At 74.3% G+C, this 17915-nt stretch carries 18 protein-coding genes; 7 read left to right on the forward strand and 11 right to left on the reverse strand.

Going from position 1 to position 17915, the window contains the following annotated elements:
* Window positions 1–81: 81 nt before the first annotated feature.
* Window positions 82–411, forward strand: coding sequence for a hypothetical protein (locus ACLFMI_RS07125; protein ID WP_410946935.1), 330 nt, complete (start codon window positions 82–84; stop codon window positions 409–411).
* On the opposite strand, the gene ACLFMI_RS07130 is transcribed toward ACLFMI_RS07125, so the two are convergent.
* Entirely contained in the window at window positions 386–1681 is a 1296-nt protein-coding gene (locus tag ACLFMI_RS07130) for a hydroxyacid-oxoacid transhydrogenase (protein ID WP_410946936.1), read from the reverse strand. The genes ACLFMI_RS07125 and ACLFMI_RS07130 overlap by 26 nt on opposite strands.
* 289 nt (window positions 1682–1970) lie before the next feature.
* The gene (locus tag ACLFMI_RS07135; RefSeq protein ID WP_410946937.1) at window positions 1971–2585 is read right to left on the reverse strand and encodes a hypothetical protein; all 615 of its coding nucleotides are present in this window, start codon (window positions 2583–2585) and stop codon (window positions 1971–1973) included.
* Between the two features lie 127 nt (window positions 2586–2712).
* Here ACLFMI_RS07135 and ACLFMI_RS07140 point away from each other — a divergent pair, with 127 nt between their 5' ends.
* Entirely contained in the window at window positions 2713–3615 is a 903-nt protein-coding gene (locus ACLFMI_RS07140; protein WP_410946938.1) for a 1,4-dihydroxy-2-naphthoyl-CoA synthase, read from the forward strand.
* Here the strand turns inward: ACLFMI_RS07140 and ACLFMI_RS07145 are convergent.
* Window positions 3612–3815, reverse strand: coding sequence for a hypothetical protein (locus ACLFMI_RS07145; protein ID WP_410946939.1), 204 nt, complete (start codon window positions 3813–3815; stop codon window positions 3612–3614). The genes ACLFMI_RS07140 and ACLFMI_RS07145 overlap by 4 nt on opposite strands.
* Before the next feature lie 236 nt (window positions 3816–4051).
* Between ACLFMI_RS07145 and ACLFMI_RS07150 the strand changes: the two genes are divergently transcribed.
* The 3 genes from ACLFMI_RS07150 to ACLFMI_RS07160 all read left to right on the forward strand — a co-directional run bounded on the left by ACLFMI_RS07150 (window position 4052) and on the right by ACLFMI_RS07160 (window position 8188).
* Complete coding sequence (locus ACLFMI_RS07150; protein ID WP_410947100.1) at window positions 4052–5242, forward strand: AMP-binding protein; 1191 nt, start codon at window positions 4052–4054, stop codon at window positions 5240–5242.
* Between the two features lie 210 nt (window positions 5243–5452).
* Window positions 5453–7153 (forward strand): hypothetical protein, encoded by a 1701-nt coding sequence (locus ACLFMI_RS07155; protein ID WP_410946940.1) that lies wholly within the window; start codon window positions 5453–5455, stop codon window positions 7151–7153.
* A 162-nt stretch (window positions 7154–7315) separates the two neighbouring features.
* Window positions 7316–8188 carry a 1,4-dihydroxy-2-naphthoate polyprenyltransferase gene (locus tag ACLFMI_RS07160; RefSeq protein WP_410946941.1) on the forward strand — a complete coding sequence of 291 codons (873 nt, stop codon included), beginning with the start codon at window positions 7316–7318 and terminating at the stop codon, window positions 8186–8188.
* Here the strand turns inward: ACLFMI_RS07160 and ACLFMI_RS07165 are convergent.
* Entirely contained in the window at window positions 8153–8593 is a 441-nt protein-coding gene (locus ACLFMI_RS07165) for a DUF4229 domain-containing protein (RefSeq protein WP_410946942.1), read from the reverse strand. The genes ACLFMI_RS07160 and ACLFMI_RS07165 overlap by 36 nt on opposite strands.
* A 257-nt stretch (window positions 8594–8850) precedes the next feature.
* On the opposite strand from ACLFMI_RS07165, the gene ACLFMI_RS07170 reads away from it, so the two are divergent.
* Together ACLFMI_RS07170 and ACLFMI_RS07175 are read left to right on the forward strand one after the other, a co-directional pair.
* Window positions 8851–9063 carry a BldC family transcriptional regulator gene (locus tag ACLFMI_RS07170; RefSeq protein ID WP_410946943.1) on the forward strand — a complete coding sequence of 71 codons (213 nt, stop codon included), beginning with the start codon at window positions 8851–8853 and terminating at the stop codon, window positions 9061–9063.
* Between the two features lie 85 nt (window positions 9064–9148).
* A complete protein-coding gene (locus ACLFMI_RS07175) occupies window positions 9149–9382 on the forward strand; it encodes a hypothetical protein (protein WP_410946944.1) in 234 nt (77 codons plus the stop codon).
* Window positions 9383–9451: 69 nt separating this feature from the next.
* Here the strand turns inward: ACLFMI_RS07175 and ACLFMI_RS07180 are convergent, their stop codons facing one another.
* From ACLFMI_RS07180 to hemL, 7 genes are all read right to left on the reverse strand, one after another.
* Entirely contained in the window at window positions 9452–10825 is a 1374-nt protein-coding gene (locus tag ACLFMI_RS07180) for a MinD/ParA family ATP-binding protein (RefSeq protein WP_410947101.1), read from the reverse strand.
* An 895-nt stretch (window positions 10826–11720) separates the two neighbouring features.
* A complete protein-coding gene (ccsB, locus tag ACLFMI_RS07185; RefSeq protein ID WP_410946945.1) occupies window positions 11721–12716 on the reverse strand; it encodes a c-type cytochrome biogenesis protein CcsB in 996 nt (331 codons plus the stop codon).
* Between the two features lie 6 nt (window positions 12717–12722).
* A complete protein-coding gene (gene resB, locus ACLFMI_RS07190; RefSeq protein WP_410946946.1) occupies window positions 12723–14369 on the reverse strand; it encodes a cytochrome c biogenesis protein ResB in 1647 nt (548 codons plus the stop codon).
* Between the two features lie 13 nt (window positions 14370–14382).
* Window positions 14383–15219, reverse strand: coding sequence for a cytochrome c biogenesis CcdA family protein (locus tag ACLFMI_RS07195; protein ID WP_410946947.1), 837 nt, complete (start codon window positions 15217–15219; stop codon window positions 14383–14385).
* A gap of 97 nt (window positions 15220–15316) precedes the next feature.
* Window positions 15317–15919, reverse strand: coding sequence for a TlpA family protein disulfide reductase (locus ACLFMI_RS07200; protein ID WP_410946948.1), 603 nt, complete (start codon window positions 15917–15919; stop codon window positions 15317–15319).
* Window positions 15916–16533, reverse strand: a complete 618-nt coding sequence (locus ACLFMI_RS07205; RefSeq protein ID WP_410947102.1) for a histidine phosphatase family protein — start codon at window positions 16531–16533, stop codon at window positions 15916–15918. Before ACLFMI_RS07205 ends, ACLFMI_RS07200 begins: the two co-directional genes overlap by 4 nt.
* Window positions 16534–16580: 47 nt before the next feature.
* Window positions 16581–17906 (reverse strand): glutamate-1-semialdehyde 2,1-aminomutase, encoded by a 1326-nt coding sequence (hemL, locus tag ACLFMI_RS07210; RefSeq protein ID WP_410946949.1) that lies wholly within the window; start codon window positions 17904–17906, stop codon window positions 16581–16583.
* Between the last annotated feature and the right edge of the window lie 9 nt (window positions 17907–17915).

Below are 17915 nucleotides of genomic sequence, written 5' to 3' on the forward strand. Positions count from 1 at the left end.
CGCTACTCGCGGTGCTCACTGGCACTCCTCTCGGCGGTTCGGGGCAGCAACGACGCTACCGCCCGTGCCCGACGACGACCGATGTCCGGCTCCATCGTGATCTTCTCCATCGACCGGTCGGGCGTGCGGGTGCGCGGCCAGGAACCCCTCGGCCCGCTCGTCCGGACCCGGCCGAGCGCCTCCGGTCGAACCGGCCGCTGGCAAGCGACGGACCAGCTGACCGCGGAACGACGGCCGAGCGCGTTGCAGGCCGGGGTGTTCGCGTTCGCGACCTTCGGCTTCGCCTACGAGCGGACTGCCGGCCGCCGGCGGCGCGTCGCGCTCGCCACCGCGGACCGGCGACCCCGCGCGCCCGGGCGGGGGGACCCGGGCGCGCGGGCGGCCGTCACCAGTTCTCGATCGACTTCGTGAGGATGTCGGCGATGTCGTCCTCGGTCGGCGGCTTCGGGCAGGTGGCCAGCAGCCGCTGCTGCTGCATCGTCCCCGGGACCAGGTCCGGGACGTCGGACTCGGTGAACCCGACGCCGCCGATGCCGTTCGGGATCCCGATGTCGCGCATCAGGTCGATCAGGATCGAGGGCAGCTGCTCGCGCGGGTCGTCGTGCTTGTCCGCACGCGGGGCCATCAGCTCGGCCGCCTTGAGGTGCCGCTCCGGGGCGGAGGAGAAGGAGAACCGGAACGCCTCCGGCGCCGTCAGCGACACCGACATGCCGTGCGGCACCATCGCCTCGTCCTGCGGGTAACCGGCCGGCCGGAAGTCCTTGACCTGCCCGGCGATCGGGTAGGCGTTGGCGTGCGGGATGTGCACGCCGGAGTTGCCGAAGCCCATCCCGGCGAAGGTCGCGGCCATCATCATGTTCGAGCGGGCCTCGACGTCGTCGGCGCCGCGGTGCACGGCGGTCCGGAACGACTGCGCCAGCAGTGCCATCGACTTCTCGCACCACAGGTCCGAGACCGGGTTCGAGCCGCAGTAGGTGACCCGCTCCTCGGGCCGCTTGCGGTCGAACGTGGTGTACCAGCGGGCGGTGTAGGACTCCAGGGCGTGACAGACGATGTCCATCCCAGACGCCGCGGTGACCTCCGGCGGCAGCGACATCGTGACCAGCGGGTCGATCACGGCCAGGGTCGGGCGCAGCCGCCAGTGGCTGATCCCGGTCTTGACCTTCATCGACAGGATGTCCAGCACGCACATCGCGGTCGACTCCGAGCCGGTGCCGGCCGTGGTCGGGACCGCGATGAGCGGCTTGAGCGGGCCCTCCGGGACCTTGGCGTTGCCGATCGGCTTGTTGATGAAGTCCATCAGCTCGCCGGGCCCGGAGGTCAGCAGGTTGATCGCCTTGGCGGTGTCGATCGCGGACCCGCCGCCGACGGCGACGAAGCCGTCCCACGGGCCCTGCGCGCGGGCGTACTCGGTGGCCTTGGTCATCGAGTCGTCGGTGGGCTCGACATGTACGCCGTCGAAGATCTCGGAGCCGATGTCGTGGCGGGCCAGGGACTCGGCGATCCGCTCCGGGATGCCCAGCCCGCGCACCCCCGGATCGGTGACGATCAGGACCCGCCTGGCGTTGTAGCCGGTCATCTCGAAGCCGATCTCATCGATGGCGCCGGCGCCGAACTTCAGCGGCGGGGCGCCCCAGGTGAAGATCGTCTCTTCGGTCAGGTCGACGTTCGGGGGTGTCATGGGATGGGGCCTCCTGATCTGACACGGCTGTGGGTCTCCGGAGCCCGAGTCTGCCCCGGTGATCAGGGTGTGCACCACGACGTCCAGCGATGGGACGGTGCGCTCGTACACGCCGTGCCTGATCGTCTCCGGTTCGATCGTCAAGCCGACCAGGGCGTCAGGACCCGGGGCGTCGCGGAGTGAACGCGCCGCAGAGCGGACTCGACCACATCGACCCATCTCCCTCATCTGAGGAACCGACACTGCGTCGGATCACTGAAAGTAGCACCAGACCCTCGTACGCCACGGATCACACGGTGGCGAGAGGCGCTCGTCGCACCGGCCGCGCCCACTCGACGAGCCCCGCGCCCAGCCCGGTGAGCACCATCGCGACCACACCGGTCGGCCAGAAGATGTGCGAGGTCTGGAACGGGACCGCCGCCCCGATCAGCAGCACCGCGCCGGGCAGCACCGCCCACCCCGCGCGGCGGAACAGCAGCCCGGCCACGCAGACCGTCGCGACCAGGTACGACACGGTCCCGACGTAGGACAGCCGGTCCCCCAACGAGATCAGCTCGATGATCGACTGCTGGCCGCGGCCCTCGGTCTCCAGGACCAGCCCGGCGGCGATCCCGGCCAGGCAGTCCAGTGCGGTGTAGAAGCAGCCGAACAGGTAGGCGCCGATCTTCCCGATCCAGGCGACCGGCCCGGTCTCCTCGCGCAGCAGCACCCACAGCGCGACACCGAGCAGCGGGAACACCGGGACCAGCGGCACGTGGGCGCTCCACCAGTCGTGGGCGGTGGACAGGTCCAGCCCGGTCGGGTGGTGCCAGCCGGCGCCGGCGAGCAGCAGCCCGGGCAGGGCCACGGCGATGATCAGCAGCCACCGGCGGGCCGCCGACGGTGTGCGCGTGGGCTCGCTCACGTGTCCTCCTCGATCGAACGGTGCGGGACGGATCGCAGCATGCTCGACGGCCATGGTCGACGATCGTGGTCGAGGGCACCGCGCCGGCCGTGCCGCTGCGGCCGGACCCGGAATCTAGGCTCCGGCCATGCCCGTCTCCGAAACGTTCGACCCCGAGGCCTGGACCCCGGTGGAGGGGTTCTCCTTCACCGACATCACCTACCACCGCGCGGTCTCGACCGGCGCGGTCCGGATCGCGTTCGACCGCCCCGACGTCCTCAACGCCTTCCGCCCCGGCACCGTCGACGAGCTGTTCACCGCGCTCGAGCACGCCCGCACCACCGCCGACGTCGGCTGCGTGCTGCTCACCGGCAACGGGCCGTCCCCCAAGGACGGCAAGCGGGCCTTCTGCTCCGGTGGCGACCAGCGCATCCGGGGCCGTACCGGCTACCAGTACGCCTCCGGCGACACCGCGGAGACGGTCGATGCCGGACGGGCCGGGCGGCTGCACATCCTGGAGTGCCAGCGCCTGATCCGGTTCATGCCCAAGGTCGTCGTCGCGGTCGTCAACGGGTGGGCGGCCGGGGGCGGGCACTCGCTGCACGCGGTCGCCGACCTGACCCTGGCCTCGGCCGAGCACGCCCGGTTCAAGCAGACCGACGCCGACGTCGGCTCCTTCGACGGCGGCTACGGCTCGGCCTACCTGGCCAAGCAGGTCGGCCAGAAGTTCGCCCGGGAGATCTTCTTCCTCGGCCGGACCTACAGCGCCGAGCAGATGCACCACATGGGCGCGGTCAACGAGGTCGTCCCGCACGCCGAGCTGGAGACCACGGCGCTGCAGTGGGCGACCGAGATCAACGGCAAGTCGCCGACCGCGCAGCGGATGCTGAAGTACGCGTTCAACCTCGCCGACGACGGCCTGGTCGGCCAGCAGCTCTTCGCCGGCGAGGCGACCCGGCTGGCCTACATGACCGACGAGGCCGTCGAGGGACGCGACTCGTTCCTGCAGAAGCGGGAACCGGACTGGTCACCGTTCCCCTGGCACTACTAGTCGGCGGCGGCGCGGGAACGCGGCACCGGCGTCACGCGGGCTGCCGGTGCGGTCGCGTCGACCGGCTGGAACGCCAGTGCCGCGAGCTCCCCGGCGACGGCCCGGTGCCCGGTGCCCGCCGCCACGCGGCGGCAGCGCAGCGAGCGCGGCGCGCCGGTCGGTGACGCGTCGGCGGGGACGGTGACGGTGCGGGTGCTCATCGGTGAGCTCCTTTACTCCGCGGCGCGGGGACGGGATCGCCCGCCGCTCTCACCCCGACCATCGGCGACGATCACCGGCTCGTTGCGGGGGCGGCCCGGGATCGCCACATCTGACGAGAACGTCGCCCGCTGGCCACCTCCCGGCCCTGGCCGCACCGGGTGGCAGGGTGACGGGCGTGGACGGGGTACGTGCGGTCGGGGTCGACGGGTCCCCGCGGTCGGTGTCCGATCTGACCATGGCCCTGCGGGCGGCCCTCGACGGTGTGGGACCTGCGGTCCTCCCGGTGCGCGCCGACCCGGGTGCCGAGCCGCCGCTGCCGGAGCCGGTGGCCCGGGCCGCGCGGGACGGGCTGCCGGACGGGCTCGCGGTCGTCGTCGCCACGTCGGGGTCGACCGGGGAGCCCAAGCACGTCGGGCTGACCGCGGGCGCGCTGCGGGCCTCCGCCGCCGCGACCGAGAACCGCCTCGGTGGGCCGGGCCGCTGGCTGCTCACGCTCCCCGCCGAGCACGTCGCCGGGGTCCAGGTGGTGCTGCGCGCGCTGCTCGCCGGTGCCGAGCCCGTGGTCCAGGACGTGCGGGACGGGTTCCGGCCGGACGGACTCGCCCGGGCCACCGGGCGGCTGCCGCACGGCGCCCGCCGCTACACCAGCCTGGTCCCGACCCAGCTCGCCAGGGTGCTCGACCAGGGGAGCGCACCGCTGCGCGCGCTGGCCGGGTACGCGGCCGTCCTGGTCGGCGGGGCGGCGCTGGACCCGGGCCTGCGCAGCCGGGCCGAGGAGGCCGGCGTCCGGGTGGTCACCACCTACGGGATGAGCGAGACGTGCGGCGGCTGCGTGTACGACGGCGTCCCACTGGACGGCGTGCGGGTCAGCCTCGAGCCCGGGTCCGGCCGGGTGGTGCTCGGAGGTCCGGTCGTGGCCGCCGGTTACCTGGGTGCCCCGGCGGCCACCGCGGAGGCGTTCGGTCCGGACGGTTTCCGCACCACCGACCTCGGCCACGTGGCCCCGGACGGGACGCTGACCGTCCTGGGGCGGGCCGACGACGTCGTCAACACCGGTGGGGAGAAGGTCGCCCCGGCCGCGGTGGAACGGGCGCTGACCGGGGTGCCCGGGGTGCGCGCGGCCTGCGTGGTCGGCCTGCCCGACGACGAGTGGGGCCAGGTCGTTGCCGCCCTGATCGTGCTCGCCGACCCCGCCGGCTCGCCCGGCCCATCGAGCCCCGCCGGCTCGCCCGGCTCGACCGGCCCCACCGGCGACCCCGGCGATCCCGGCGACGCGGTGTTGCGCGAGGCCGTACACCGGGCCTGCGGCCGGGCCGCGGTGCCGCGGGTGTTGCACCGCGCGTCCGTCGTACCGGAGCGGGGCATCGGCAAGCCGGACCGGGACGCCGTCGCGGACCTGCTGGCCCGGACACGCCCCGCGGGGTGAACCGTCGCGGTACGCGACGGGAACGACGGCGGTACCGGACCCGGTGATCACCCGGGACGGTGAAACGGACGTACACACCATGGGGTCGCTTCACACAGCGTGCATTGCGCCCCGCCCGCACATCGAGTGTGCTTGCGCCACTGACGACACAGAGTCCACACGGTTCGCTGTCGTCACACGAGCCACATCGACACGGCGGGGGTCAACGACATGCGCAGGATCACGCGGACCGGGATGCGGGGCATCGGCCTGCTCGTCGCGACCGGTGCGCTCTGTGCGGCCACCGTGGTGCCGGCCGGTGCGGCCGAGCCCGGCACCACCTGGCAGCCGGACCTGGGTGGGGGCAACGGGACCGGGGTGGTCGTCACCGACGGCACGGCCCGGTTCGACGCCGCGACCGCGCACGGTGCCCCGGTCGACGACGGTTCCGGCACCGAGGCCTCGGCCGACCCGACCGGCGTGGTGCCGACCGGGCTGCTGACCCTGCCGCCGCGCTCGCTGGACACCGCCACCACCGAGGTCGACGCCACGCTCGAGGCGGACACCCCGGCCGGGTCGACGGCGTCCATCGACATCCGGGGCCGCCGGACCGACGGCGCCTGGACCGAGTGGATCCCGGCCGGCGACATCACGCCGGGCAGGCCGTCCACCGTGGACCTGCCCGCCGCGTCCCGCGAGGTGCAGGGCCGGGTGGTGCTCACCTCGACCGGCAGCCCGGCGCCGTCGGTGCGCGGGGTGACGCTGAGCGCCGCGCCCGCCGGCGCGACCGAGGCACTGCCCGAGGTCGAGTCGGCGCCGCGCAGCTACTCGGTGTTCGCCACCCGGGAGGGCCTGGTCGGCGGCACCACCGCCAACGGTCACAAGATCGTCGAACGGGACCGGTTCGTGGCGCTGCCGTCCCGCCGGGCGCTCTCGCCGGACGGCAAGAGCGACTACTCGGTGAAGGTCTGCGCGCCGAACGGCCGCTGCGCCTTCGCCCCGGTCTGGGACATCGGGCCGTGGAACACCAAGGACGACTACTGGAACCCGAGCCCCGAGCGGCAGATGTGGAAGGACCTGCCGCAGGGCCGCCCGCAGGCCGCGGCCGCGTTCGAGGACGGGCACAACGGCGGCAACGACCAGTTCGGCCGTCGCCCCGCCAACCCGGCCGGGATCGACCTCGGGGACGGGATCTTCTGGGACGTGCTCGGGTTGAAGGACAACTCGCAGGTTCAGGTGGACTACCTGTGGACCGGCAGCCAGCGGCTCTCCGCGATCAGCGCCGAGGGCGCCCCGGACGTCGAGATCCTGGCCGAGCCGCGTGCCGGCGCCGAGGTCGTCGGGACCGCGGCGGACACCGCCGACGTGCCCGTGGAGTGCGTGCACGGCACCGGCGACGACGCCTTCGTCAAGCTGGGTGAGCGGCAGTTCCTGCCGCTGTCGTCGTTCGCCGAGGCGCCGGCGGGCCTCCCCGGATGCGACGCCGGCTCCCCGCCGGCCGGCGGGGAGCCACCCGCCGAGCCTGCGCCCGCTGCCCCCTCGTCGACCGAGCCCTCGCCCACCCAGTCCTCGCCTACCCAGTCCTCGCCCACCCAGCCCTCGCCCACCCAGCCTTCCACCGGCGCTCCCGCCGCGGCTGGGCCGGACTCCGGCGGGCCGGGCTCCGACGGCCGGGACGCTGCCGGCCCCGGGGACCCCACCGGCGGGCCGGAGGCCGCTACCGGCGAGCCGGAGGCCCCCGCCGCATCGGGGGCCGCGCCCGCGGACACCGGCGCTCCCGCCACCACCGGCGCGCCCGAGGCAGGGGCCCCGGGCAGCACCGGCACGCCGGGCTCCGGATCCGCACCGGCGACGCCGGGCACCCCGACCGGGGACAGCCAGGCCGCCGTCATCCCGGGCTCGGCCCAGCGCGCACCGTCCGGCCACCGCTGACTCGCCGGCCGCGCCGCCGGACCCGGCGCCGGCGCGCGGAAGCCTCCCCGCCGCACCCGCCGAGAGGCACCTCACGGTTCCACGGAGATCGGCAGATCGCGCTCACGTACCCCTGGGCGGGTGCGGAGGACTGCCGGGGCGCAGCGGGATAGGTTCTCCGGCGTGGCTTCAGTGGCGGAATGGGTCGAGGGGGCGCGTCCGCGCACCCTGCCCACCGCGATCTCCCCCGTCCTCGTCGGGACCGGTGCCGCGGTCGGCGCCGGCGCCGTCGCCCCCGGTGCCGCGCTGCTCGCCCTGGTCGTGGCGGTGGCGCTGGTGATCGGCGTGAACTTCGCGAACGACTACTCCGACGGCATCCGCGGCACCGACGACGACCGGGTCGGCCCGCAACGCCTGGTCGGCTCCCGCGCCGCCGAACCCGGCACGGTGAAGGCCGCGGCGTTCGGCTGCTTCGGGATCGCGGCGGTGGCGGGGATCGCGCTCACCGCGGTGTCCGGGCAGTGGTGGCTGATCGTCGTCGGCGCGCTGTGCATCGTCGGCGCCTGGTACTACACCGGCGGCCGCCGCCCGTACGGCTACGCCGGCCTCGGCGAGATCGCGGTGTTCGTGTTCTTCGGCCCGGTCGCCGTGCTCGGAACGATGCTCACCCAGGCCGGGACGGTGGACGCCGTGGCCGCCGGAGCCGCGGTCGGCGCGGGCCTGCTGACCTGCGCCGTGCTCGTCGCGAACAACCTGCGCGACATCCCCGGCGACGTGATCGCCGGCAAGCGCACGCTGGCGGTGCGGCTGGGCCCGCAGGGCACCCGGATGCTCTACCTGCTGCTGGCGGTGCTGCCGTTCGCCCTGGCGGTGGCGGCGGCGTTCGACCGGCCGGGCCTGCTCGTCGCGCTGCTGGCGCTGCCCGTCGCGGTCCGGCCGGTGCGGATCGTGCTGAGCGGGGCCGAGGGCCCGGCGCTGATCCCGGTGCTGCGCGACACCGGCCTGCTGTTGCTGGCCTGGTCAGCCGCGGTCGCGGTCGGCCTCGCCGTCGGCTGAGTCCGAGCCCTTCGCTGGGCCCTCCGCTGGGCCCGAACCGGCAGCCTCGGACGCGCCGGTCGGGGCGGGCTCCCCGTCCGCGGCCGGCGCAGGCGGCGGGCCGACGTCGCCACGCAGCTGGGCGCGCAGCGCCTCCCGCTCGGCCGAACGCCGGGCGGTGGACCGGGCGATCGCCCGGTCCAGACGGGCCCGCAACCCCCGGAACAGCACCATCGACAGCGGCAACGCGACGACCAGCGCGACCAGCGCGGCGATCAGCAGCGGCACCCCGGCCGCGGCGAGCACCAGTCCGATCACGGCCACGAGGGCCAGCCGGGCCAGCGTGTACAGCGCCACGGTCGCGGCCAGCCCGGGCTCGTCGGCGCGGGCCCGCGCCGCGGCCTGCGGCGGAGTCGGAGCGGTCATGCCCGCAAGGATACGTACGCTGGCGGAGGTGGAGGCTCCGGCCGAGCACACCGCCGGGCTCGCGGACCGGTGTGAGCCGGACGGGCGCGCTGTCCGATTGACCCGGACCGTCGCGTTTGCCCTTTAAGAACCCTTTACCTCCGGACAACCGTTCGAGTACCTGGGGTCTGAGGTGTCACGATGGACCGGAACGCGGAGCGCACCGCCGTTGTTGCGCGCCGACCGAGCATCACGCTGCACCCTCCGGGAGGACTTCCATGGCAGCACCGACGCAGGCACCCGAGCGACTGCTGACCCCGGGCGAGGTGGCTTCGCTGTTCCGCGTCGACCCGAAGACCGTGACCCGCTGGGCGTCCGCAGGCCGCATCGGTTCGATCCGCACCCCCGGCGGTCACCGGCGGTTCCGCGAGTCCGAGGTCCGCGGCCTGCTGGCCGACCTGACCAGCGAGGCCAGCCCCGGGATCCGCTGACCCGCCCGCTCGATCGATCGGGCGAACCGCCACTTCACCCGTACGTCAGGCCACCTTCGCTACGCTGGACAGCGGAGGTGGCCTGATGTTGTTTCTGATCCTGCTGCTCGGTGCGGCGATCGTGGCCGTCCTGCTCGTGCGAACCCTCCGGGCCGAACAGATGGTGTCCGACCCGGGCTCGCGACCGGAACTGCCCTGGTCCTCCGGACAGCGCACCGAGAAGCCCCGCACGACCGGCCCGGACGATGATCCGGACTTCCTCCGCGAGCTCGACGAGAAGGTCCGCAACCAGGACGAACCGCCCGAGCAACGGGGCTGACGACCCGGGAACGGCTTTACCGGAGGCGGTCCACCACGGTGGACCGCCTCCGGCGTGTCGGGAGCCCGGTCAGACCGGGAAGCCGTCCGCGACGGCCGCGGCGAGTTCCAGCAGCGCCGTCCGGGTCGGCCCCTCGAGGCGGTCCAGGTCGATCTCGGCACCCTCCTCCAGGTGCGGGTCGAACGGCACCCGCACGACCGCCCGGCAGCGGCCGGCGAAGTGTTCCGCCACCCGGTCCAGGTCCACCCCGCCACCGGCCCGGCGGAACACCGAGTTGATGACGACGACGGCGTTGCCGACCAGGCTCGTGTAGCCGTGGGCGTCCAGCCAGTCCAGCGTCGCGGAGGCACTGCGCGCACCGTCGATCGAGCCGGACGACACGATCACCAGCTGGTCGGCCATCCCCAGCACCCCGTACATCGCCGAGTGCATGAGTCCGGTGCCGCAGTCGGTGAGCACCAGGTTGTAGAAGTGCTCCAGCAGGTCCACCGCGCGCCGGTAGTCGTCCTCGCTGAACGCCTCGGACACGGCCGGGTCCTGCTCGCTCGCCAGCACCTCCAGGCGGGAGGCGCCCTGCGAGGTGTAGGCACGGACGTCGGTGTAGCGGCGCACCCGGTCGCCGTCGCGCAGCAGGTGCCGGACCGTCGCCGTGGTCTCCAGCGGGATCTTCTGGCTCAGCGTGCCGCGGTCCGGGTTGGCGTCCACCGCGACGACCCGGTCGCCGCGGTTCGCGGCGAAGGTCGCGCCGAGCGTGGCGGTGACCGTGGTCTTCCCGACGCCGCCCTTGAGGCTCAGCATCGCGATCTTGTGTGCGGTCAGCAGCGGGCGGCTCAGCCGGGACATCAGCTCCCGCTCGTGCAGCTCCGCCGGGCTCTCCCCCGGGTTGACCAGTCCACGGGTCAGCACGTGGACGGCGCGCCGCCAGCCGCTCCTCGGCGGGCGCCGGGTGCTGTGGCTGGTCCGCGACGGCGCCAGGTCCAGGCCACCGCTGTGCGGGTTGTCGCCGCGCCGGTGCTGCGCGGTCCGGGCCTCGACGGCCTCGGGTGCGGTCCATCGGGGCCGCCCGTTGCGGGCCCGCCCGTTCGCCGCCGCCGGGGCGTCTGCGGGCGGGGGCCGGCGCAGCGTCGCGTCCCCGCCGGTCGGAGCCTCATCGGTGGTCTCCCGGTCCCAGCCGGCGCGGCGCGGACGGCCGGTGTCCCCGGACGGCGCGGGGCTCTCCCGGCGTGCCGGTCTCGCCTCGGGTGCGGCGCCCCACGGCCGCGCGGTGTCCCCGGCGGGTGCGGCGTCCCCGGCAGGGCCCCCCGCGCGTGCGGCATCCACGGGAGCGGCGGTATTCGTGGATGCGGCGGTATCCGTGGATGAGGCGGCACCGTTCACGGCGGCCGCGCCCGGCCGGTCCCGTTCCTCGGCGTCGGGGTGTGCGGGCGCGGAAGCACCGTTCACCGGTGCGACCGACCGGCCCCGATGGTCGGTGCCGGGTTCGGCCTCCTCGGCGGCAGCGGACGGCGATCCGGCCGGGTCCGACGGCTGCCCGGCGGGGCCGGCGGGTTGCTCGGCGGGCCTGGAGGTCGGCGTCGCCGAGGACGACGGCGCCGGGGGTGCTTCATCCGCCTCGGGACGGCGCCAGATCACCTCACCGTCGTCGTCGGCGCCGGACGTCGACCACCACGGATCGGGCTCCGCCGCCCCACCGGGGCGGTAGAGGCCGGTGTCGTCCGGCCCGACGTCGTGAGCCGCAGGGTGCGTGGCCCCCAGACCGGCGGCGGCCGGGTCGGCGCCCGGGTCCGCGGCAAGGTCGGCGCCGGGGTCGTCGTCCACCCGGTGCCGCCCGTCCTGCGGGTCGTCGGGGACCCGGTCCGGCTCGGCGTCGGCGGCCGGGGCGGGCCCCGGCTCGGCGTCGTTCCGCAGCGCGGACAGGTCCAACCCGTGCGGCGGGGTGCGGGGGTCGATCTCGTCGACCAGGTCGTCGTCGACGTCGGGCAGCTCGCTGCCCCAGGCCGATCCGGCGGGCGGGGTGCGGGTCCCCACCCCGGCCCGGCCCGGAGCCGGCGCCGACGCCATCCGCTCGGCGGTGGAGCGCGGCTGCGTGCGGGCCGGCCCGCTCCCGGTCGTGCCGCTCGAGGCGTCCTCGGACCCGGATGCGGTGCCGGCGTCGGCCGGACGCGCAGGGTCACCGTCGTTCGGACGACGACGCCGCCCGAAGGACCGCCCGGACGTCTCCGCCGGACCCCAGCGTTCCCGTACGTAGCGGCCCACCGATCCATCGGGCTGCCCGCCGGTCCCGTTCTCGCTCACGGGATCCGACGGTAGCCCTGCCGAACCCGACGGTCGAGCGGCCTCAGAACCCTGCGTACGAATGCAGGCCGGCCACGACCATGTTGATGAAGAACAGGTTGAACACGATCGTGGCGAAGGCCGCGATGTTGATCCAGGCCGCGCGCGAGGTCCGCCATCCGGCGGTGGCCCGTGCGTGCAGGTAGGCGGCGTAGAGCACCCAGGCCACGAACGCCACCGTCTCCTTGGGGTCCCAGCCCCAGAACCGGTTCCAGGCGGCCTCCGCCCACACGGCACCGGTGATGATCCCGAACGTGTAGAGCGGGAACGCGAACACCGTCACCCGATAGGCCAACCGATCCAGCGACTCCACCGTCGGCAGCTTGTCCGCGAGCACCGCGGGCCGCCCACTGCGCTTGATCATGAACAGCACGCTGGCGACGCCGGGAATCAGCATCAGCCCGGAGGCCAGCGTGATCGTTGTCACATGGATCATGATCCAGTACGATTGCAGCGCCGGGACGACGGGCGCCGCCTCGAGGTAGAGCACCGTGCCGGTGAGGAACATCAGCAGCACGATCGGCGTCAGCACGAACACACCGGCCGGACGCAGCACCGGATGCCGGCGCAGCAGCACCAGCCAGCCCACGACGGCCATCATGCTCAGCGCCGAGCAGAACTCGTACATGTTGCCGAGCGGCCAGCGGTAGGCCGCGAGACCGCGCAGCACGATCGATCCGAGGTGCAGCAGCACCGCCAGGATCATCAGCGCGACCCCGACCCGCCCGTAGCGGTCCGGCCGGGTCCGGCCCGGTCCGGCGGGATCGGCGACGGCGGTGTCCGCCGGACCGGCGGTCGCGTCCCCGGAGAGCGTGTCCCCGGAGGCAGCATCGCCGGAAGCGCTGCCGGCACCGACCGCGGCCGGCTGCCGGCGAGCCGCCCGGGCGACCCGGCCTGCGGAGTACTCCAGCGCGGTGAACACCATCGCCAGCAGCAGCACCACGAGCGTGGCCTGGAACAGCCGATCGCTCCACAGCGACAACACCGGATCGACGAGCATCCTGGGTCAACCGTCCTTCTTCGTCGTGTCCTCGAGCAGCTCGTCCGCGAGACGGTCGAACTCCTCGCCGTAACCGGCCTGATCGGTCCGGGCGAGACCACCCAGCTCGACGCGGCTGCCACCCGCGCCGTCCGGGCGCACCCGCACCCAGAAGCGACGGCGCTTGATCGTCAGCGACAGGGTCAGCCCGGCCAGCATCACCATTGCGGAGACCAGCACCCAGACCTGGGTGGGATCGTGCCCGACCAGCAGGTTCACCCACGGTGTGACGCCGTCGAACCGGACGACGGTCCCGTCGTCCAGCCGCACCGTGTCGCCGATGCCCAGCCGGCTCTCGGCCACCGTGCGCAGCTCGCCGTTGTCGATCTGCCGCTGGTCGACGCTGAAGATCGACTGCCCGCGGCCGTCGTCGATCCCGAGGTCGCCGCGCATGATGTTCACATCGGCCGTCGGTGCCCGCAGGTCCGGATGCACCGAGGCGAGGTTGCCCTCCGCGTCCACCGCCCCGGTGGGGGCGAAGGTCCCGGTCACCGCGAGCTGGCTGGTCCGCCGCTGCTCCGGGTCGGTGACCCCCGGGCGCTCGAACTTGGTGGCGCCCTCGGAGAGCTGGCTGCCGCTCTGGTCGACCGGCCGCCACTGGATGTCACCGGTCCGGCTCTGCCCGTCCGGCCAGGTCACGGTGAACTCCGGCGCGTAGCCGTACCCGGTGAGGTAGACCCGGTCGGAGTCGGTCCGCAGCGGGTGGTTCGTCGCGAGCTCGTACGGACGCCACGAGGTGACGCCGTTCTCCAGGTCCTCGCCGGTCTGGTAGCCGATCTGGGCGGCGAACGACGACGGCTGGCCGTTGGGCAGCCAGCTGCCGTCGAACCGGTCGACCTTGACGCAGAACTCGTTCAGCCCGGTGCCGTCCACCTGCAGCCCGGCCCGGAACGAGTCGTAACCGAGGATCGAGCTGTTGCAGAACTGGCTGCCGTCGGCGCGGACGATGACGTCGCCGTCGTAGCCGAAGAGCTTGCCGCCGGCCATCCCGATCAGGATCCCGATCAGGCTGAGGTGGAAGACCAGGTTCCCGGTCTCGCGCAGGTAGCCGCGCTCGGCCGACACCGTGCGGCCGCCGTCGTCCCCCAGGGTCTCGGCCTTCCGCCAGCCCCGCAGCAGCCGCCTGCTGCGGCCGACGACCTGGTCGGGCGGCTCGGCGAGCGTCCCGGACGCCGAGTGCGGCAGCCGGGACAGGTTGCGCGGCGTCGCCACCGGGGCCGCCCGCATCCCCCGCCAGTACTCGGCCGAGCGCGGCAGCACGCAGCCCACCAGCGAGATCATCAGCAGCAGGTAGATCGCCGCGAACCACGGGCTGGCGAAGACCTCGAAGCCGCCGACGGCGTCGATCAGCGGGGCCAGCCGCGGGTTGGCGGCGAAGTACTCGTCGACCAGCCGTTCGTTGAGCGAGCGCTGCGGGATCAGCGCACCCGGCATCGCGGCCAGCGCCAGCAGGAACAGCAGGACCAGCGCGGTCCGCATGCTGGTCAGGCCGCGCCAGGTGTTGCGCAGGAACGCCCAGGCCGACCGCAGCGGGCCGGACCGGCCGGACGGCGGTTCGCCGCCGCCCTCGACGGTCGCCGGCAGCTGCGGTGGGGCGGTCGGGGGGGAGCTCATCGGGGGGTTCTCATCAGATCGGGGGCGTGAATCCGGCGGCGGCGACCTGCAGCTTCACCAGCATCTGGCCCCAGAGGCCGGAGACCAGCAGCACCCCGACCGCGACCAGCAGCATCCCGCCGGCGATCTGGATCGCCCGGGTGTGCCGGCGCAGCCAGCCCAGCGCGCCGACGGCGCGGGAGGCGCCGAGCGCGATGAGCACGAACGGGATGCCCAGGCCCGCGCAGTAGGCCAGGATCAGCACGACGCCGCGCAGCGAGCCACCGCCGGTCCCGGCCGCGACCGCGACGACCCCGGCCAGCGTCGGGCCGATGCAGGGCACCCAGCCCAGGCCGAACACCGCGCCGAGCAGCGGCGCGCCGGCCACGCCCGCCCGCGGGGTCCAGTGCACCCGGTACTCGCGCTGCAGCGCCGGGATCAGCCCGGCGAACGCCAGCCCCATCACGATCATCACGACGCCGCCGATCCGCTGCAGCAGCGTCTCGTTCGCGACCAGGACGTCGGACAGCCACACCGCGCCGACCATGATCGCGCCGAAGACCACGGTGAAGCCCGCGACGAACAGCAGGGCCGCCCCGGCGACCCGCCAGCGACCGTCACGCATCCGTTCGGCGACCGCCGTGGTGTCCTCGCCCGCGGTCCCGGCCTGCCGGGTCAGCGCACGCTCGCGGGCCTCGGCCGGGGTCACCGGCGGGGACTGCGCGCCGACCAGCCCGGCCAGGTAGGCCAGGTAGCCGGGCACCAGCGGCACCACGCACGGGGACGCGAAGCTGACCAGCCCGGCGAGCACCGAGACCAGCGCTGCGAGCAGCAGCGGCCCGGAGATCGCCAGGGTGGTCGTCGCGTCCATCGACCCCCAGGGTAGAAGGCCCGATCCCCGCCGCGCCGCCCGGGTTCTACAACGTGTAGTGCTTGCGCGCGGAGCGGAACCGGCCGGGTACCGGGCGTCAGCCCGGCGGGGCCGGAGCCGGAGCCGGGGCGGGTTCGGCGGTCAGCCGCTCGACCAGCGGCAGCAGGTCCGAGCTGCCGACCGGGGTCAGGAACACCGCCGCCACCCGGTGCCGGCGGTCGAGGACGATCGTCGACGGCACGATGTTGCGCGGGTACCCGTCGAGCTGGGTCAGCGTGCGGCCGGGGAAGTCGTAGATCGAGTCGTAGGTGAGCCCGCGGCTGGTGACGAAGTCGGTCGCGGCCTGCCGGTCGTCGCGGACGTCGATGCCGAGCACCGCCGCGTCCCCGGCGGCGGCCTCGGCGACCGCCTGGAGCTCGGGGGCCTCGGTCCGGCACGGCCCGCACCACGAGCCCCAGATGTTGAGCACCACGATCTGGCCGGGGTAGTCGGCGATGCCCACCTCGCTGCCCGGCCGCAGCAGGCTCTCGCCGCGCAGCCCGGCGATCACGCTGCGGCTCTCCGGCGGGTCGTAGGTGATCCGGGTCTCGCCACCGGGAGCGACGAACTGGAACTCGCCGGACGACTCGGCCGCACCACCGCCGGCGCACCCGGCCAGCAGCGCCAGCACCGCGAGCAGCGGCAGGACCAGACGGCTCATGCGCCGGTCACCATCGCGCCGCTCGGACCGGCCGGTTCGGCGTAGCGCAGCGCGGTCAGGCTGGCGCCGGTGAACTCGACGCTGGTCAGCGACGCCAGCGCGCACTGCCTGCGGCGCGGGTCGTGCCAGAGCCGCTGCCCGGCCAGGTAGCGGCGCAGCGTCCAGATCGGCAGCTGGTGGGACACGCAGACGACCTCGCGGCCGGGCGCGAGCTCCCGGGCCGCGTGCACCGCACCCAGCATCCGGTGCGCGATCCGCAGGTACGGCTCCCCCCAGGACGGGGTCAGCGGGTCGCGCAGCAGTCGCCACGCCCGCGGGCGCTTCAGCGCGCCGTCACCGACGGCGAACGCCTCGCCCTCGAACAGGTTCGCGGCCTCGATCAGCCCGTCGTCGGTGCCGATCTCCAGGCCGTGCGCCTCGGCGATCGGGCCTGCGGTCTGCTGCGCGCGCAGCAGCGGCGAGGCGACGACCGCCGCGACGTCGCTGTCGCCGAGGTACGCCGCGACCGTCTTGGCCTGGGCCTCGCCGAGGTCGGAGAGCCGGAAACCCGGGCGGCGGCCGTAGAGCACCTGCTCGGGGTTGTGCACCTCGCCGTGCCGGAGCAGGTGCACCATCGTGACCGGCCCGGACGCCGGCGGGCTCGTGCGGTCGCCGGTCACGCTCACGCCCCGTCCGGGCGGGTCGCGGCGGCCGCGGCCCTCGCCGCGTGCCCCAGGGCGGTCTCGATCTGCGCGAACGCGTCGTCGTCCAGCGCGGTGCAGACGAACCAGCCCTCGAACGCCGACGGCGGTGGGTAGACCCCGTGCGCCAGCATGGCGTGGAAGAACGCCGGGTAGCGCCAGGTCTCGGCGGCCTTCGCGCTCGCGTAGCCGGTCACCGGGGTGTCCGAGAAGAACGGCGAGAGCATGGTGCCGGCGTACTGCACGGTGTGCGGGACGCCCTCGCGGCCGAGCGCCTCGGTGATCAGGGTGCCGAGCCGGTCGGCGTTCGCGGCCAGGGTGGCGTATGCGGCGTCGTCGGCGTGCCGCAGCGTGGTAGCGCCTGCGGCGACCGCGACCGGGTTCCCGGCCAGCGTGCCCGCCTGGTAGACGGGCCCGGCCGGGGCCAGGAACGACATGTGCTCGACCGAGCCGCCGAACGCGGCCGCCGGGAGCCCGCCGGACATCACCTTGCCGAACGTGTAGAGATCCCCCGCGACGCCGTCGCAGCCGAACCAGCCCTGCTTCGACGCGCGGAAGCCGGTCATCACCTCGTCGATCACCAGCAGCGCGCCGTGCGCGTGCGCGATGTCGCGCAGGCCGGCGTTGAAGCCCTCGGCCGGCGGGACGACGCCCATGTTCCCGGCCGCCGCCTCGGTGATCACGCAGGCGATCTCGTCGCCGCGCTCGGCGAACACCTGCCGGACGGCGTCCAGGTCGTTGTAGGGGAGCACCACGGTGTCCGCGGCCTGCGCGCCGGTGACGCCTGGGCTGGTCGGCAGTCCGAGCGTGGCCAGGCCGGAGCCGGCGTCGGCGAGCAGCGCGTCGACGTGGCCGTGGTAGCAGCCGGCGAACTTGACGATCACGCTGCGCCCGGTGATCCCGCGGGCCAGCCGGATCGCGCTCATCGTCGCCTCGGTGCCCGAGTTGACCAGCCGGACCTGCTCGACCGGGGTCCGGCCGACGATCTCGGAGGCCAGGTCGAGCTCGCCGGGGGTCGGCGTGCCGAACGACAGCCCCTGCGACGCCGCCGCCCGCACCGCCTCGACAACGGCCGGGTGCGCGTGCCCCAGGATCATCGGCCCCCAGGACGAGACGAGGTCGACGTAGCTCGCACCGTCGGCGTCGGTCAGCCGGCAGCCCTGCCCGGAGACCATGAACCGCGGGGTGCCGCCGACCGAGTTGAACGCCCGCACCGGGGAGTTCACCCCGCCCGGGATCAGCTCCGCGGCCCGCTCGAACAGGCGGGCCGACTCCTTCGGTTCCGGGTTCACGTCAGTCGCGCTCACGCCGCCAGT

Source organism: Pseudonocardia nantongensis (assembly GCF_046546495.1).
Classification (GTDB): Bacteria; Actinomycetota; Actinomycetes; order Mycobacteriales; family Pseudonocardiaceae; genus Pseudonocardia; species Pseudonocardia nantongensis.

What these genes read in the sequence shown, in the direction of transcription:
- ACLFMI_RS07125 (WP_410946935.1), top strand. Translation starts at nt 82, where the DNA reads ATGTCCGGCTCCATCGTGATCTTCTCCATCGACCGGTCGGGCGTGCGG.
- ACLFMI_RS07130 (WP_410946936.1), bottom strand. Translation starts at nt 1,681, where the DNA reads ATGACACCCCCGAACGTCGACCTGACCGAAGAGACGATCTTCACCTGG.
- ACLFMI_RS07140 (WP_410946938.1), top strand. Translation starts at nt 2,713, where the DNA reads ATGCCCGTCTCCGAAACGTTCGACCCCGAGGCCTGGACCCCGGTGGAG.
- ACLFMI_RS07145 (WP_410946939.1), bottom strand. Translation starts at nt 3,815, where the DNA reads ATGAGCACCCGCACCGTCACCGTCCCCGCCGACGCGTCACCGACCGGC.
- ACLFMI_RS07150 (WP_410947100.1), top strand. Translation starts at nt 4,052, where the DNA reads ATGGCCCTGCGGGCGGCCCTCGACGGTGTGGGACCTGCGGTCCTCCCG.
- ACLFMI_RS07155 (WP_410946940.1), top strand. Translation starts at nt 5,453, where the DNA reads ATGCGCAGGATCACGCGGACCGGGATGCGGGGCATCGGCCTGCTCGTC.
- ACLFMI_RS07165 (WP_410946942.1), bottom strand. Translation starts at nt 8,593, where the DNA reads ATGACCGCTCCGACTCCGCCGCAGGCCGCGGCGCGGGCCCGCGCCGAC.
- ACLFMI_RS07170 (WP_410946943.1), top strand. Translation starts at nt 8,851, where the DNA reads ATGGCAGCACCGACGCAGGCACCCGAGCGACTGCTGACCCCGGGCGAG.
- ACLFMI_RS07175 (WP_410946944.1), top strand. Translation starts at nt 9,149, where the DNA reads ATGTTGTTTCTGATCCTGCTGCTCGGTGCGGCGATCGTGGCCGTCCTG.
- ccsB (WP_410946945.1), bottom strand. Translation starts at nt 12,716, where the DNA reads ATGCTCGTCGATCCGGTGTTGTCGCTGTGGAGCGATCGGCTGTTCCAG.
- resB (WP_410946946.1), bottom strand. Translation starts at nt 14,369, where the DNA reads ATGAGCTCCCCCCCGACCGCCCCACCGCAGCTGCCGGCGACCGTCGAG.
- ACLFMI_RS07195 (WP_410946947.1), bottom strand. Translation starts at nt 15,219, where the DNA reads ATGGACGCGACGACCACCCTGGCGATCTCCGGGCCGCTGCTGCTCGCA.
- ACLFMI_RS07200 (WP_410946948.1), bottom strand. Translation starts at nt 15,919, where the DNA reads ATGAGCCGTCTGGTCCTGCCGCTGCTCGCGGTGCTGGCGCTGCTGGCC.
- ACLFMI_RS07205 (WP_410947102.1), bottom strand. Translation starts at nt 16,533, where the DNA reads ATGGTGCACCTGCTCCGGCACGGCGAGGTGCACAACCCCGAGCAGGTG.